Annotated in this window: 8 protein-coding genes; 3 read left to right on the forward strand and 5 right to left on the reverse strand. The window is 61.4% G+C overall.

Going from position 1 to position 14556, the window contains the following annotated elements; all coding sequences use genetic code 11:
- Positions 1-22 precede the first annotated feature (22 nt).
- From IC231_RS10250 to mraZ, 5 genes are all read right to left on the reverse strand, one after another.
- A complete protein-coding gene (locus IC231_RS10250) occupies positions 23-1510 on the reverse strand; it encodes a UDP-N-acetylmuramoyl-L-alanyl-D-glutamate--2,6-diaminopimelate ligase (protein WP_211538987.1) in 1488 nt (495 codons plus the stop codon).
- Positions 1511-1573: 63 nt separating this feature from the next.
- A complete protein-coding gene (locus tag IC231_RS10255; RefSeq protein WP_190784427.1) occupies positions 1574-3973 on the reverse strand; it encodes a penicillin-binding protein in 2400 nt (799 codons plus the stop codon).
- 6 nt (positions 3974-3979) lie between these two features.
- Entirely contained in the window at positions 3980-4696 is a 717-nt protein-coding gene (locus IC231_RS20035; protein WP_211538989.1) for an FtsL-like putative cell division protein, read from the reverse strand.
- A 42-nt stretch (positions 4697-4738) separates the two neighbouring features.
- Positions 4739-5686 (reverse strand): 16S rRNA (cytosine(1402)-N(4))-methyltransferase RsmH, encoded by a 948-nt coding sequence (rsmH, locus tag IC231_RS10265; protein WP_190784428.1) that lies wholly within the window; start codon positions 5684-5686, stop codon positions 4739-4741.
- The gene (gene mraZ / locus IC231_RS10270) at positions 5683-6156 is read right to left on the reverse strand and encodes a division/cell wall cluster transcriptional repressor MraZ (protein WP_185887137.1); all 474 of its coding nucleotides are present in this window, start codon (positions 6154-6156) and stop codon (positions 5683-5685) included. Before mraZ ends, rsmH begins: the two co-directional genes overlap by 4 nt.
- Positions 6157-6490: 334 nt before the next feature.
- Between mraZ and IC231_RS10275 the strand changes: the two genes are divergently transcribed.
- From IC231_RS10275 to IC231_RS10285, 3 genes are all read left to right on the forward strand, one after another.
- Positions 6491-11515, forward strand: coding sequence for an FG-GAP-like repeat-containing protein (locus IC231_RS10275; RefSeq protein ID WP_190784429.1), 5025 nt, complete (start codon positions 6491-6493; stop codon positions 11513-11515).
- A gap of 86 nt (positions 11516-11601) precedes the next feature.
- Complete coding sequence (locus tag IC231_RS10280) at positions 11602-12051, forward strand: HYC_CC_PP family protein (protein WP_190784430.1); 450 nt, start codon at positions 11602-11604, stop codon at positions 12049-12051.
- Positions 12052-12144: 93 nt separating this feature from the next.
- The gene (locus IC231_RS10285; RefSeq protein ID WP_190784431.1) at positions 12145-14490 is read left to right on the forward strand and encodes a TonB-dependent receptor plug domain-containing protein; all 2346 of its coding nucleotides are present in this window, start codon (positions 12145-12147) and stop codon (positions 14488-14490) included.
- Positions 14491-14556 lie beyond the last annotated feature (66 nt).

The following is a 14556-nucleotide window of genomic DNA, read 5'->3' on the forward strand; positions in this document are numbered from 1 at the left end:
AGCGGCACACTACGCTGCTGACTTACTTGCCCAGCAGATCAAACATGTCGGTCAGCACTTTTTTATCGTCAAAGTCGGTTTTCACGCCTTTTATTTCCTGGTAGGTTTCATGGCCTTTGCCCGCCACCAGCACAATGTCGCCGGGGCCGGCTAGGGCCACGGCAGTTTTGATGGCTTCGCGCCGGTCCGGAATGGTCAGGACTTTGGCTAGGTCCTGCACCTTCACGCCGGCCTGCATCTGCTGCAGAATATCGTTGGGATCTTCAAAACGCGGATTGTCGGACGTCAGCACGACCCGGTCGGAGCCTTGGCAGGCGAGGCCGGCCATAATGGGGCGCTTGGCCCCGTCGCGGTTGCCGCCGCAGCCCACCACCGTAATTACCTGCTGGCTGGGCTGGCGGATATCGGCAATGGTTTGCAGCACGTTTTCCAGCGCGTCGGGCGTGTGAGCATAGTCTACGATGCCCGTCACGCGGGTTTTCTCCGATACTACCGGCTCAAACCGCCCCGGCGCCGACAGCAGCCCCGACAGCACCGTTAGCACTTCCAGCGGCTCCTCGCCCAGCAATACAGCCGCGCCATATACAGCCAGCAGGTTGTAGGCATTGAACACCCCGATGAGGCGGAATTGGGTGTCGTGGCCGTCTACTTCCAGGTGCAGGCCATGCACGGCATTTTCAATCAACTTGGCCCGGAACGTGGCAGCACTGCGGAGCGAGTACGTTTCGCGGCGGGCGGCCGTATTCTGCAGCATCACCACGCCGCGCTTGTCATCAGCGTTGGAGAGGGCGAAGGCAGTTTTCGGTAGCTGGTCGAAGAAGCCTTTCTTGGCTTTCAGGTAGTTATCGAACGTGCCGTGGTAGTCGAGGTGGTCGTGGGTGAGATTGGTGAAGATGCCACCCGCGAACCGCAGCGCGGTGGTGCGGTGCTGCACGACGGCGTGGCTGCTCACCTCCATGCAGGCATGTGTGCAGCCGGCTTCCACCATGCGGGCCAGCAACTCGTTCAGCCGGATGGAGTCGGGCGTGGTATGCGTGGCCGGAATTACCTGCTCGTCAATCTGGTTTTGCACCGTGCTGAGCAGGCCGGTGTGGTAGCCCAGCTCGCGCAACAGCTTGTGCAGCAGCGTAGCGCAGGTGGTTTTGCCGTTGGTGCCCGTCACGCCAATCAGCTGCAGGCTCCGCGACGGATGCCCGTAGAACGCCGCTGCCATATGGGCCATAGCCTCCGCCGAATCCGGTACCTGCACGTAGGCCGTGGCCGGATTGAGGGCGGCGGGCAGGTCTTCACATACAATAACGGCGGCACCCTGCTCCACGGCTTTTGCAATGAACTGGTGGCCGTCGGTGGCGGCGCCGCGTAGCGCGAAGAACACGAAGCCGGGTGCAGCCTGTCGCGAGTCGAGGGTGAGGGCATGCACGGGCACATCGGCGGGGCCATGCTGCACCGTTACGCTCACATCGGCGAGCAGAGAAAAAAGCGGAGGCGTTATTTCGGTGGAATCAGGCAATGTGTTGGGTTCGTTTTCTCGCAGAATCCTTTGGTAAGGTGCGCGGAGGTGAACGGAATACTATCAGGCCTTTTTGGGCTTGGCAGCAGTGGCTTGCTGGGTCACCTGTTTGGCAGGTTTCGCCGGTTTGGCGCTGGGTTTGGGCTCAGGCTTCTTTTTCGGCTGGCTCGTAGCAGGTGTAGTATTGGCAGCAGCCAGGCGGGCCTTGGCTTTGGCGGCCAGCGCCCGGGCTTTGGCATCCAGGTCGGTATCAACGGGCGTCAGCAGCTTGTTTTCTTCCAGTTGGCTGGATGCTGGCGCAACCACCGGTGCTGCCGGGCCGCCGGAGCGCTGCCCGATGGGCGCCAGCGCCAGCGTCACCACGGTGCCGCGCCGCACGGCTGCTCCCGCCGCCAACGACTGCGCTTTTACGCGGCCGGTGCCTTGGGTGCGTACGCGCAGTCCCCGGTTTTCGAGTAGAAAGAGTGCGTCGCGAAGCGTGAGGCCCGTGACGTTGGGCACGCGGCCGGGCCGCACGGGCAGCGGCTGCAGCGTCAGGGCTTCGGCTCCGCTATCCTTTCTGGTTGCAATGCGGACCCAATCCTCGTCAGGCGTGGCAGCTTCGTTTTTCACACCAATCTGCTCACATACCAGCCGCAGCTCATCCTGCATGCCTGCTTCCACAAACGGCACTTTGGCTTTCTGCAATGAGGCGGCGCGTGCCAGCAGCGGGCGTTGGCTGGCCGCGTCGCGAGCCATAGCTTTGTCGGCTACCTCACGGAACACCGGCGCGGCCACATCGGCGCCGTAGATACGGCCTTTCTTGGGCGAATCGACCACGACAATACAACTGTACTTGGGCTTATCAGCGGGGAAATAGCCGCAGAAGCTGGTAGAATACACTTTGGTGTATGCTCCGTTCTTGAATTTCCAGGCGGTACCCGTTTTGCCAGCAATGCTGAAATCCTCGGACCGAATGCTGCGAGCCGTGCCCTGGGTGACGACGCCTTCCATCATGGCTTTCACCTTCTCCAGCGTTTCGTCGGAGCAGATTTTGGGGTTGAGCACCACCGGCTCGAACCGCTCCAGCACTTTGTCGGCCTGCTTGATTTCGCGCACAATCATAGGTTGCACCTGCACCCCGCCATTAGCCACGGCGTTGTAAAAGGCCAGCGTCTGCAGCGGAGCCAGCTTCAGCTCATACCCGATACTCATGGTAGTAAGCGAAGTGCGGCTCCAAGACCGATCCTGCGGGTCCTTCACGTAAGGGCGGGCCTCGCCAGCCATCTGGAAGCCCAGCGGCTTGTGCAGCCCAAACCGCTTCAGGTGGTCGGTGTAGCGCGTCGGGTTCTTGCTGAACTGCCGGTCGACCAGCACGGCCACGCCAATGTTGCTGGACTTCTCAAACACCTGCTTTACCGTGATTTTACCGTAGCCATGTGAGTCCGTTTTCACGGCTCCCCCGATGTACATGCGGCCGGGGCCGGTGTCTACCACATCATCGAGCGTGATGTCCGGGTTTTCCTCGAACAGGGCCATCATCGAGGCCAGCTTGAACGTGGAGCCCGGCTCGGTACGGCCCTGGTCGGCAATGGCGTAGTTGTAGTCTTCGCGGTATACGCCGTCGGCCACTTTGCCCAAGTTGGCTACGGCCTTGATGGCACCGGTCTGCACTTCCATCAAAATCACGCAGCCGTACTGAGCATTGTTATCTACCAAGGACTTGTACAGCGCATTTTCGGCCACATCCTGCAGGTTGATGTCAAGCGTGGTCTGCACGTCGTAGCCAGGAATCGGCTTCACTTCAGTGCCGTCGTAGATGGGCTTGTTGCCGCCGGGCAGCCGTTCAAACAGCGCCTCGCCGTCTTTGCCGGCCAGGTGGCGGTTGAAGGTGAACTCCAGGCCCGCGCCGTTCTTGTCCTCGTTTACGAAGCCGATGGTACGCTGCGCCAGCCCGCCGAACGGCCGGAACCGCTTATCCACCTTCTCGAAAATGACTCCGCCTTTGTTTTTGCCTTCCCGGAAAATGGGCCACTGTGCCAGTTCCTTTTTTTCCTGGTAGTTGATCTGCCTAGAGTTCAGGCGGATATAGCGCACGGAAGGCTTGGCCAGTTTGGCATTCTTCAGCTTGCGCTTGTACTCCGATACGCTTCGGTCGCCGAAGAAATGGGCCAGCTGAATAGCCAGCGAATCGACGTCTTTGTGGAAGGTCTCCGGATCCACTACGCTGGGGTCCCAGGCCACCCGAAAGAAGGGCAACGAAGTAGCCATAATGCTTTTGCCGTCGTCGGCGAGAATGGTGCCGCGGGTGGCAAACACCGGCTGGTACACTACGCGCCGCTCCTGCTCCAGGGCGCGCCACCGCTCCCCTTCCTTGAACTGGATGTTGGAAATCTTCCAGACCACGGCGCACGAGAATAGGCAGACGCCCAAAAACGCCAGCCGTACGCGGGTAACGATGGATTTTTTTACGCTTCCTTTCATCTTCACTTAACGACGGCGACGGGTGGCAGCGGGCTGAGGCTCCGGTTCGGCCGGAGCACCGGTGGCGTCCGTCCCGATGGGTACAGGTGGAGCACCTACCTCAATATTGGTAGAGTCGAGCGGCCCGACGGGGCCGGCGCGGCGCAACGAGTCGCGCAGGGCGCGGGCCGCCAACGAATCGGCGGTCAGCACAGGTACCAGATCCAGAGCCGCCTCATCAATACGGCCAGTTGGCACCTCAATCCGGAAGGGCGGCGAGGAGCTTTCCACGAGGCCATAGGCAGCCACTTTACGGGCCACTTCGCTTTGCTTGCTGGCTTCCATATAGTCCGACTTAAGAGTGGTGTAGTCGGCGCGCAGGTCTTCGGTTTCCAGTTTCAGCTTCTGGATGCCGCGGTTCATGCGGGTGGCATAGTGCGTGTTGCCGATGTAAACCAGAATCAGAAACATCACAAACAGCACATGCGGCAGGTAGCGCACCGGCAGCCCTTCCCGAAACAGACCATCCATGCGCGTAAGGCGCTCCAGCAGCGAAAACACGCTCCAGGAGTTGCGGGACACGGCTGGGCGTTCCGGACGCGCTGCTTTCGGAGGCTTAGGCGGCCGGGGCGCAGGCACCGGGGCCGTTTCGGGTTCCGGCAACACCATAGGCTCCGGCTCCACGGCGCGGGGCACGTTGGAGCGAGGCTGGCTGGCGACGGGTTTTATTGTATTAATAGCCACAGGCGTGGGGTTCTTCGGGAGTTTTCAGGAAACAAACGCGGATTACTCCGGCCGTCTTATGGCAATGCGCAGCTTTGCACTTCGGGCGCGGCTGTTCAGGGCTACTTCGTCGGCGGAGGCTTCCACCGGCTTGCGGGTCAGCACCTCGAAAGGTGTGTTGGTGTGGCCGAACAGGTCTTTCTCGGCTTCGCCAAAGAATTTGCCTTTCGCCATGAAGTTCTTCACCAGCCGGTCTTCCAGGGAGTGGTAGCTCATCACTACCAGCCGCCCGCCGGGACGTAGCACCTGCGCCGTTTGCTCCAGCATTTCCTGCAGGGCCTTCATTTCGTCGTTGGCCTCGATGCGCAGCGCCTGAAATACCTGGGCCAGGTACTTATTCTCCTTGCCGCGTGGCGTGCAGCTGGCAATAGCCTTTTTCAGGCCGGCAATGGTACTGATGGTTTGTCCGCGCCGGGCAGCGGCCACCGTCTGGGCCAGCGTGCGGGCATTGGTTACCTCGCCATACATGCCGAAGATGCGGTGCAGGTCGCCTTCCGGATACTCGTTGATAATATCAGCGGCGGTGGGTCCGTCCTCGGCGTTCATACGCATGTCCAGCGGCCCATCGAAACGAGTACTGAAGCCGCGCTCCGGCGTATCAAACTGGTGCGACGATACGCCCAAATCAGCCAGCAGGCTATCTACGGGCAGCGCGCCATGCTGCTGCAATTCGGTGTATAAGTCGCGGAAGTTAGCGCGGATGAACGTGAACTGGGGCCGGGCAAGCTTTTCGGCTTCGCGCTCGGCGTCAGCATCCTGGTCGAAGCTATAGAGGTGGCCTTCGCCGCTCAGATGCTCCAGAATACGAGCCGAGTGGCCACCGCCGCCAAACGTCACATCCACGTAGCGGCCGCCGGGCTGCAAGTCCAAGGCCTCCAGGCACTCGCGCAACATCACGGGGCGGTGGTAGGCGGTATCGTTCTGGTACTCGTTATTGGGAGTCGTGCTCATGCGGCAAGGGAGCCGCCAGGCCCGGTTTCGTTGGTCAGGAATTTCTGGGCCAGCTTTGAGAAGCTCTGCTGGTCCTTGATGAGGTATTCGTCGTAGCGGGCGGTATCCCAGATTTCGCAGCGGTTACCGAGTCCCACGATAATGGCCTCCTTCTCCAGGCCGGCGTAGCGCCGCATGGAGCCGGGCAGCATAAACCGCCCAATGCTGTCCAGTTCTACCTCCGTCATACCCCGGAAGAAATTGCGCTGGAACTGGCGGTATTCCTCGTTGAACTCATCCAGCGCCATCACCTTGTCATGAATTACGCGCCAGGCCTCCAGCGGATACAGCACGAGGCAGGGCTCGAACCCACGCACCAGCACAAGCTGCCCGGCCGAGGCTTGTGGCAGACTGCCCTTCACCTTGGCCGGCAGCACCAGCCGCCCTTTCGGGTCCAGCTTGCAGTCGTATTCGCCGGAGAGCAGGTTCATGGATGAGAGGAGGGCATGGAAGAGGGATGTTAGCAAAAGTACGGAATGCCTCAGAAAAGGCAACCACTATTTACCATTTTCTACCACTTCCTGAAAACCGCCTTTTTAAGCTGCAAACCCACTTTTTCAACTCATCTATCTGAATTTCGCCGGCTGCAAACCCGGATCAGGAGCGGTTTTGCCAATATGGCAGTCCCGGTAATCATCTTTCCGCGTTGGGAGTTCCGAGGCGCTGAAACTCACCAATTTGTTCGGTAATTTGCCTGCCGTAGTAACTGCAAAGTTCAGTTACTAGGGCCTAAGTCCTATTACCCAGCCTGCTTATTCTGCCTGCTTGATTCTAACTCCTACTTTCGTTTTTGCCCGCCGGGTTTCCAAGCCAGCTTCCCGCGTTATTCGCAGTGCTAAATGGGGCGGCCTGGCGGCTTTTTTACTACTTGGGCAGGCAGGGCACGGGCAAAACACGGTAGTTAGCCGTGCTCCGGCGCGCAACGCCACAGCCGCCGTCCGGACGGCGCCGGTCAGTGCTACATTTGCCCAGGCTATTTCCTCGGCTTCGGCCGGCAACCTGCGCGTGTTCAGCAGCCAGCGCCAAGGGCGCCGTACCGGTTCGGTAAGCGGCGGAGGCAGCCGTACCCTTTCCTTTAACCCGAACTACCCGCTGCTGCCGGGCGAGTTACTAAGCGTTAGTGTGCCCCCCACCCTGCTGACTGCCAGCGGTGGCACGCCCGTAACGCGGCAGGTATACCAGTTTCGGGCCGCTGCCGGAGGTACCAGCCGCGGCTACTTCACCGACTCGACCACCATCGGCCAGGCGGGCACCCGCAACGTGCTGCTGGGCGACGTAGATGGCGACGGCGACCTGGATATGGTGAGCGTAGCGGGCATATTTTCTGCCCGCATTCGTCTCAACAACGGCACCGGGCAGTTTGGGGCGGGTTCCAGCGTGGTAGTGGCCGGAGACCCGGCCGGCCTGGCGCTGGCGGATGTGGACAACGATGGTGACCTGGACCTGCTGGCCACCGATGCCCAGAATGCCGCCGCCGCCGTCTGCCTGAACAATGGCAGCGGCGAGTTTACCGGGTCGGTTTTCGGGGCGCAAAACGTGCCCGTAGGGCCGCGGCCGGTTAGCGTGGCAACCGGTGATATTGATGCCGATGGCGACCTGGATTTTGTGACGGCCAATGAATCCGGCAACTCGGCCAGTGTCAGTTTCAACAACGGCAGCGGCGTATTCAGCGCTGTTACCACGGTAGCTGTCGGCCAAAACCCTAACACCGTGACGCTGGCCGACGTGGACGATGACGGGGACCTGGACCTGCTCACCACCGATGGCACCAGCAACACAGTAAGCCTGCGGCTCAACAACGGCCTGGGCATATTCAGCGGCGCTGGCAGCGTGGCGGTTGGCACCGCCCCCAGCGACCTGGCCCTGGCGGACTTCGATGCCGACGGCGACCTGGATCTGCTGGTGACCAATGCCGGCAGCGGCACCGTTAGCTTGCGGCTGAACAGCGGAGGCGGCGTATTCGGAGGCACTACGGAACTGGCGCTGAGCGGAGGCAGCACGCCCTCGGCACTGTTTATCGGGGATGTGGACGCCGACAGCGACCTGGACTTTGTGGTGGCCCAGGGCACAGGAGGCGCAGTTTCGACCTTCAAAAACAACGGCTCAGCCACTTTCACCCTGCAGAACACGCCCCTGGTGGTTGCCGGCCTGCAATCCTCTGGCGTAACGCTCGGCGACGTAGATGGCGACCTGGATCTGGATGTGGTAGCTGTGGATGGCGGCGCGTCCACGGTAGTGCTGGGCCGCAACGGGCAGGCGCCGGCGCCGCCACGCATCCTATCTTTTGCGCCCGGAAGCGCCCCGGCAGGCAGCACCGTGACGATTACCGGCACCGATTTTACCAGCGCCAGCGCCGTAACGTTTAACGGAACTCCGGCCACGTCATTCACAGTCATATCGGCCAACAGGCTTACGGTAACGGTTCCGGCCGGAGCTACCAGCGGCCTGCTGACGGTTACGACACCGTTGGGCGTGGCAACCTCTACTACACCCTTCCAGCTTACACTGGGCATTATCAGCACCCTGCCCGCGCGCAATGCCTTGAATGTAAGCCGCGACGCTAACCCAACCCTCACCTTTGGACAGTCCCTGGCCCCCGCCACGGGTACGGGGGTGCGGGTGTTTGGCTCGCGGCTGGGCGGGCGCAAGGCGGGCACAGCCACAACGAGCGGCACCACTTTCACCTTCGATCCGGCGCAGGACTTTGCGCCGGGCGAACTAGTGAGCGTGACGGTGCCCGGTACCGTGCAAAGCAGCGGCGGCCTGCAGGCGCAGAAACAGGTACTGCAATTTACGGCCGCGGCGGGCGGAACCGGGCAGGCTAATTTCACGGCCCTGCCCAGTACCCCCGTCGGCTACAATCCCATTCAGGTGGTTTTGGCCGATGTGACCGGCGACGGCACCCTGGACCTGCTTACCACGCTGGCCTATCACATGACGGTGCAGGTTGGCATGGGCAATGGCCACTTTGGCGCCGCCGATACGCTGGCGCAGTTCTCTAACTATCTAGACCCAAACGGTATCAGCCCCGTTGATTTCGACGCGGACGGCGACCTGGACCTGCTCACAACCTTTCAAACACCCTACCAAGGCAAGGCAACAACCACCTGGGTTAACAACGGCAGCGGCGCCTTTACCCGGCGCCAGACGCTGACGACGGGCAGCTCGGAGGGGCCAGCCGTCGGCGACGTAGATGGCGACGGCGACCTGGACTTTGTGGTGTCAGCGAGTGTGGGAAGCACCACGGAGATTTTTACGGGCGTCAATGATGGCAACGGCAACTTCACGCTGCGGGCGCTGGCCACCGGATATGCCTCGAGCGAAGCCAGCTACCTGGCCCTGGGTGACCTGGACAACGACGGCGACCTGGACCTTGTAGCAGGCCAGAACGCCATATCATCCCTGCGAATTCGCCTGAACGATGGGCAAGGCAACTTCAGCAGCCCCACCGAAATCATGACGGGTGCCTACACGGAGGCGCTACAGGTAGCCGACATCGACGGCGACCAGGACCTGGATATCATTGTGAGCCTGTTTAACTCGTATTCGGGCAATTCCAATGCCGTACGCATCTACCTGAACAATGGGCAGGCGGCCTTCAGTGCCGGGCAGGTGATACCTATGGGCAACAACTACGCGCCCAGCTTAGCCACTGGTGACCTGGACGCGGATGGCGACCTGGACCTGGCACTATGCGGCGTAGGGTCCAATTCCTTGGGCATTTACCGCAACGATGGCAGCGGAACATTTGCTCCTTCCTCCACGCTGCAAGGCGGCTGGGTCGCCTACGGGCTTACGCTGGGTGATGTAGATGGTGACGCTGACCTGGACCTGGTCAACGTGACGGCCAATGGCCAGACGCTCGACGTTTTCCTGAACCAGGCCCCGGCTCCTGCCAACCTGAGCTTTACGCCAGGCACTGGCCCGGTAGGCACGAGCGTAATCGTGACCGGCACTAATTTCATCAACGTCTCGAAGGTGGAATTCAATGGCCTGAGCGCTGCGTATGTGGTCGACTCGCCAACGCAGCTGACGGCTACCGTACCCACTGGCGCCCGCACCGGCCCTGTTCGGGTGACGACCGGCGGCGGCACCGTTACCAGCACGGCCGTTTTCACGGTGCTGGTGCCCACGCCGCCCGTAGTGACGAGCTTCAGCCCGGCCCGCAACGACCCGGCCATTCTGCGCACGGCGCCGGTGGTGGTGAGCTTCTCGCAGAACATTACGGCGGCTACGGCTGGCAACCTGCGCGTATTTGGCTCGCAGCTGCGCGGGCAGCGGCCCGGCACGCTCACGGGCGCCGGCACTTCCACCCTCACCTTCCGCCCTACCCAAAATTTTGCCGCTGGCGAACAGGTGAGCGTCAGCATTCCAAGCAGCCTGCAGGGGCCGCTGGGTGGCAGCACGGTACCGCAGGTACTGCAGTTTACAGTAGCAGCCAGTGGCACCGGGCGCGGCCAGTTTGTAAGCCGCCCCAACGTGGCGACGGGGGCCGCCCCGTTGGAGGTGGCCGTCGCGGATTTCAACAACGACGACCTACTGGACCTGCTCACTGTCAATACCAACAGTTCCACGCTGAGCCTGCGTTTCGGCTGGGGCGGCGGTAACTTCAGCGGCTCCACTGAGGTGGCAGTTGCTAGCGTGACACGCTCCGTTGCCGTCGGAGACGTGGATGCCGACGGCGACCTGGACCTGGCAGTAGGCAGCTTCAATACCGCTAATACGGTAGAAATCCTGCTCAACAACGGCCGCGGGCAATTTATGGCTGCTCTTCCCGTGCCAGTTGGCGGAGGCACCTATAGCCTGGCGCTAGCCGACATCAACAGCGACGGAACCCTGGACCTGATAGCCAGCAGCACTGCGAACAGTGGCGTAAGCCTGCGCTTCAACGACGGGCAAGGCCACTTCAGCGGCACAACTAACCTGCCGGTCAGTTCCTGCTACGGAATAAGCACCGGCGACCTGGACAACGACGGCGACCTGGATCTGGTAGCCATTACGGGTGGCTCTGCCTCGGCCGTGCTATTCGCCAATGATGGGGAAGGCAATTTTACGCAGAGTGGTTTCTACCTGCTGGGCAACAACAACACGGTGTGGCAAGGCAAGGTGCGCATGGGAGACGTAGATGCGGACGGCGACCTGGACTTTATCGTCTCAACGGGGCAGCAAGTAAATTCGACGATTGTGCTGCTGCGCAACAACGGCAACGGCACCTTCGCAACCCCTGAACACCTTGCCCTGAACACGACTGCCCACGACGCCGTGCTGGCCGATGTTGATGCCGACGGGGATTTGGACCTGATCAGCAGCAATGCCTACTCGCTCAGACTGGAGGTGTCACTGAACAACGGCACGGGCACGTTCAGCCGCGGCGCCACGCTCACAGTGAATGGCGACCCAAGAGCCCTGGCTACCGGCGACCTGGACCGGGACGGCGACCTGGACCTAGTGACGGCTAACCCGGGCACAAATACGGCTAGTGTGTTGCTGAATGGCGGCACCGTGCTCGGAGCCACCGCTGGTATGGCATCTACTGCCGAGCTACAGAGCTACCCCAACCCCGCCCACGGCTTCTTCACGCTCCGCCTGGCACCGGATCTGGCCGCGCGGGCTACCCAGCTGGTATTACTCGACGCGTTGGGGCGGCAGGTGCAGGCGCAGTCCCTGAGCCGGTTGCCGGCCCATGGCGAAACCGAAGTTGATGTGCGTACCCTCAGCCCCGGCCTGTACCTGCTCCGGGTGCAACTCCGTGACGGGCACCAGCTGACCCAAAACCTGATGCTGGAGTAAACAGGCCGGCCCGGCAGGAATCTTATACCTGCCGGGCCGGTTTGCTGTACAGCCACCTTTGCTAAGGATGTGCTACTTTTGCACTTATGGTATCCCCGCGTCCTGTCTCTCACCGGCTGTTCAGCTTGCTGCTGGCCCTGCTCGTCCTCGCCTCCTCGGTGGGCCTGACGGTGCTGCGCCATACTTGCCGGGAAAGCGGGCATACATCGGCGGATGTTATTTTCAGTACTCCCAAACACGGCTGTCCCACCCCTAAGCCGGCGGCAGAGCATGCCCACAGCAGCCAGATCAAAGGCGCGTGCTGCGACTTTAGCGCCCACCTGCACAAGCTGGAGGTGCCTGCGCCAGAACTGACCTGGGCCAAGCTGCTGCCCCCGCCGCTACTGGCGCCAGTGTGGCTGCCAGCCACTAGCTGGCCTACTCTACCCCCGGCTCCCCTGGTAGCACAGGCAGCAGCATGGCATGCGGCCGATAGTTCGCCGCCGCCCCGGGCCGGCCGCGTGCTGCTCACCTTTATTAGTGTGCTGGTAGTCTAGCCTTCATTTGGCGTGCCTCTTTGAGCCGCTATGGAATACAGCGCCCTTCAGCGCTGGCATTTTCTCCAGAATGAATGCTAACTCACTACAGACATGGATTTTTTCTCCGGAAACCGGTTGCCGTTTGCGCTTGGCCTCCTGCTGAGCAGCACCGCCGCCGCTACCGCCCAATCGGCAGCTGATGTACTGGCCCCAGTCCGGGGGCAGGTAACGGATGCCGCTGCCGCCCCCGTACCGGGTGCTGTGGTCCGCTGGCTAGGCAGCACTACCACAACCACTACCACCGACAATGCGGGCCAGTTCGCCTTACCTCGCCCGGCCCGTGCTGAAGCCAGCAAACTGGTTATCAATGCCCTCGGCTATCGTGCCGATACGGTAGCTGTGGCTACTTCCGGCTCACCTTATGTGCGTGTATCCCTGAAGCCGGGCACTGAGCTAGGCGAAGTGAAAGTGGAAGCCCGCGCCCCCTCCTACTCCTCACTGACGCCGACCAACACACAGGTTATTACGGCCCGCGACCTGACGAAATCGGCGTGCTGCAACTTGGCGGAAAGCTTCGAGACGAATGCTGCCGTTGAGGTTTCCACAACGGATGCCGTGTCGGGGGCCAAACAGATTCAGCTGCTTGGCCTTGATGGGGCCTACTCGCTGCTGACCGTAGACAACCTGCCTGCGTTGCGCGGGCTGGCCACCCCTTACCGCCTGGGCTACCTTTCCGGAACCTGGATTGAGAGCATCGATATTATCAAGGGCATGGGCTCCGTCGTGAACGGCTACGAAAGCATGTCGGGGCAGGTGAACGTGCGCCTGAAAGAGCCCGATAAGTCGGAACGCCTGCTGTTCAATGCCTACGGCAATGATTTGGGCAAATTCGACCTCAACCTGAATCTAGCCGCGCCGGTCAGCAAGAAGGTCAGCACCGTTTTCCTGCTCCACTCCGACCACTTGGGCCGCCGCGTCGACCGGAACAAGGATGGATTTATGGATCTGCCGCTGGCTACGCAATACAACGTATTCAACAAGTGGAAATACAAGTCTGACAAAGGCCTCATCAGCGAAATTGGGGTGGGTGCACTGCGCGAAACCCGGGAAGGCGGCCAGGTAGATTTTCGGGCAGACGAGGCCAACGCGTTTGAGCGCAACTACGGCTTCACGGGCCGTACCAACCGCTACACCGGCTTCGCCAAAACCTCCTACACTTGGCCCGGCCGGCCGTACCAGAGCCTGGGGCTGCTGCTCAGCGGCACGCACCACAGCTTCAACTCTACCTATTCCTACGGGCAGTTTCTGAGCGGCGGCACCCTGCGGACCACCCGCGCCTACGATGGCACCCAGCGGACGGGCCTGGCCACGCTGCTTTTCCAGAGCGTACTGGGCACCACGGCGCATACCTACCGCCTAGGCCTGAGCTACCTGCACGATGACTACCGGGAGTTTTTCGGTTCCGGCATCATCTACCCCACCGAAACGGCGGAGCAACGCTATGCCCGTCAGCACCGCAACCGCCTCGAGAACGTGCCGGGCGCCTTCGCAGAATACACGTATCAGAACTCCCGCAACCTGACGCTGGTGGGCGGCCTGCGCCTCGACCGCCACAACCTATTCGGCTGGCAGTTTACGCCCCGGCTCAACGTGAAGTACGACGCGGCCAAAAACACCGTGCTCCGGCTGGCAGCCGGTACGGGCTTCCGGGTAGCCAACCCTATTGCCGACAACAGCGGCGTGCTGCTCAGCTCCCGTGAGTTTGTTATTGCGCCTGATCTGCGGCCTGAAAAAGCCTGGAACGTGGGCGGCAGCGTCACGCAGTATTTCACGCTTGCCGGCCGGCCCGCCACACTCATCGCCGACTACTACCACACCGCGTTTCAGAACCAGGTGGTGGCCGACATGTATACGTCGCCAACCGTATTGGAAATCAGCAATCTGTCGGCTGATGGCCGTTCTTTCTCCCGCAGCTTTCAGACTGAGCTGCAGGTAGAACCCGTGAAGGGGCTCACGGCCAAAGCGGCCTACAAGTACCTCGACGTGCGGACTACCTACGACGGGCAGCTGTTGCCGAAACCCCTGACGGCCCCGCACCGGCTGTTTTTTAACGTGGGCTACGCCACAGCATTTGATAAGTGGCGCGCCGACTTCACGGTGCAGGGGTTCGGGCAGCGGCCGCTGGCGCACAACCCCGCTTCCATGGGCCACCAACACGGCGCCGGCGAAATGCAACTTCCCTATGCGCCGCGCTTCGCGCTGCTCAATACCCAGGTAACCCGGGCCTTCAAACGCTTCGAAGTATATGCCGGGGTTGAGAACCTGACCAACTACCGCCAGCCTAACCCCATCCAGAGCGCCGCCGCACCGTTTGAGCAGGCTTTTGATGCGGCTATGGTGTGGGGGCCTACCTACGGCCGTCTCACGTATGCCGGCCTGCGTTTCCGGCTGGAATAGCCAGGTTAGCTGATCCGCGTTTTTGGCCGCTTTTTTGTATTCACTGCATCCGCTTTCCAGCGGGTT

It is taken from the genome of Hymenobacter duratus (assembly GCF_014698995.1).
Lineage (GTDB): Bacteria > Bacteroidota > Bacteroidia > Cytophagales > Hymenobacteraceae > Hymenobacter > Hymenobacter duratus.

What these genes read in the sequence shown, in the direction of transcription:
- IC231_RS10255 (WP_190784427.1), bottom strand. Translation starts at nt 3,973, where the DNA reads ATGAAAGGAAGCGTAAAAAAATCCATCGTTACCCGCGTACGGCTGGCG.
- rsmH (WP_190784428.1), bottom strand. Translation starts at nt 5,686, where the DNA reads ATGAGCACGACTCCCAATAACGAGTACCAGAACGATACCGCCTACCAC.
- mraZ (WP_185887137.1), bottom strand. Translation starts at nt 6,156, where the DNA reads ATGAACCTGCTCTCCGGCGAATACGACTGCAAGCTGGACCCGAAAGGG.
- IC231_RS10280 (WP_190784430.1), top strand. Translation starts at nt 11,602, where the DNA reads ATGGTATCCCCGCGTCCTGTCTCTCACCGGCTGTTCAGCTTGCTGCTG.
- IC231_RS10285 (WP_190784431.1), top strand. Translation starts at nt 12,145, where the DNA reads ATGGATTTTTTCTCCGGAAACCGGTTGCCGTTTGCGCTTGGCCTCCTG.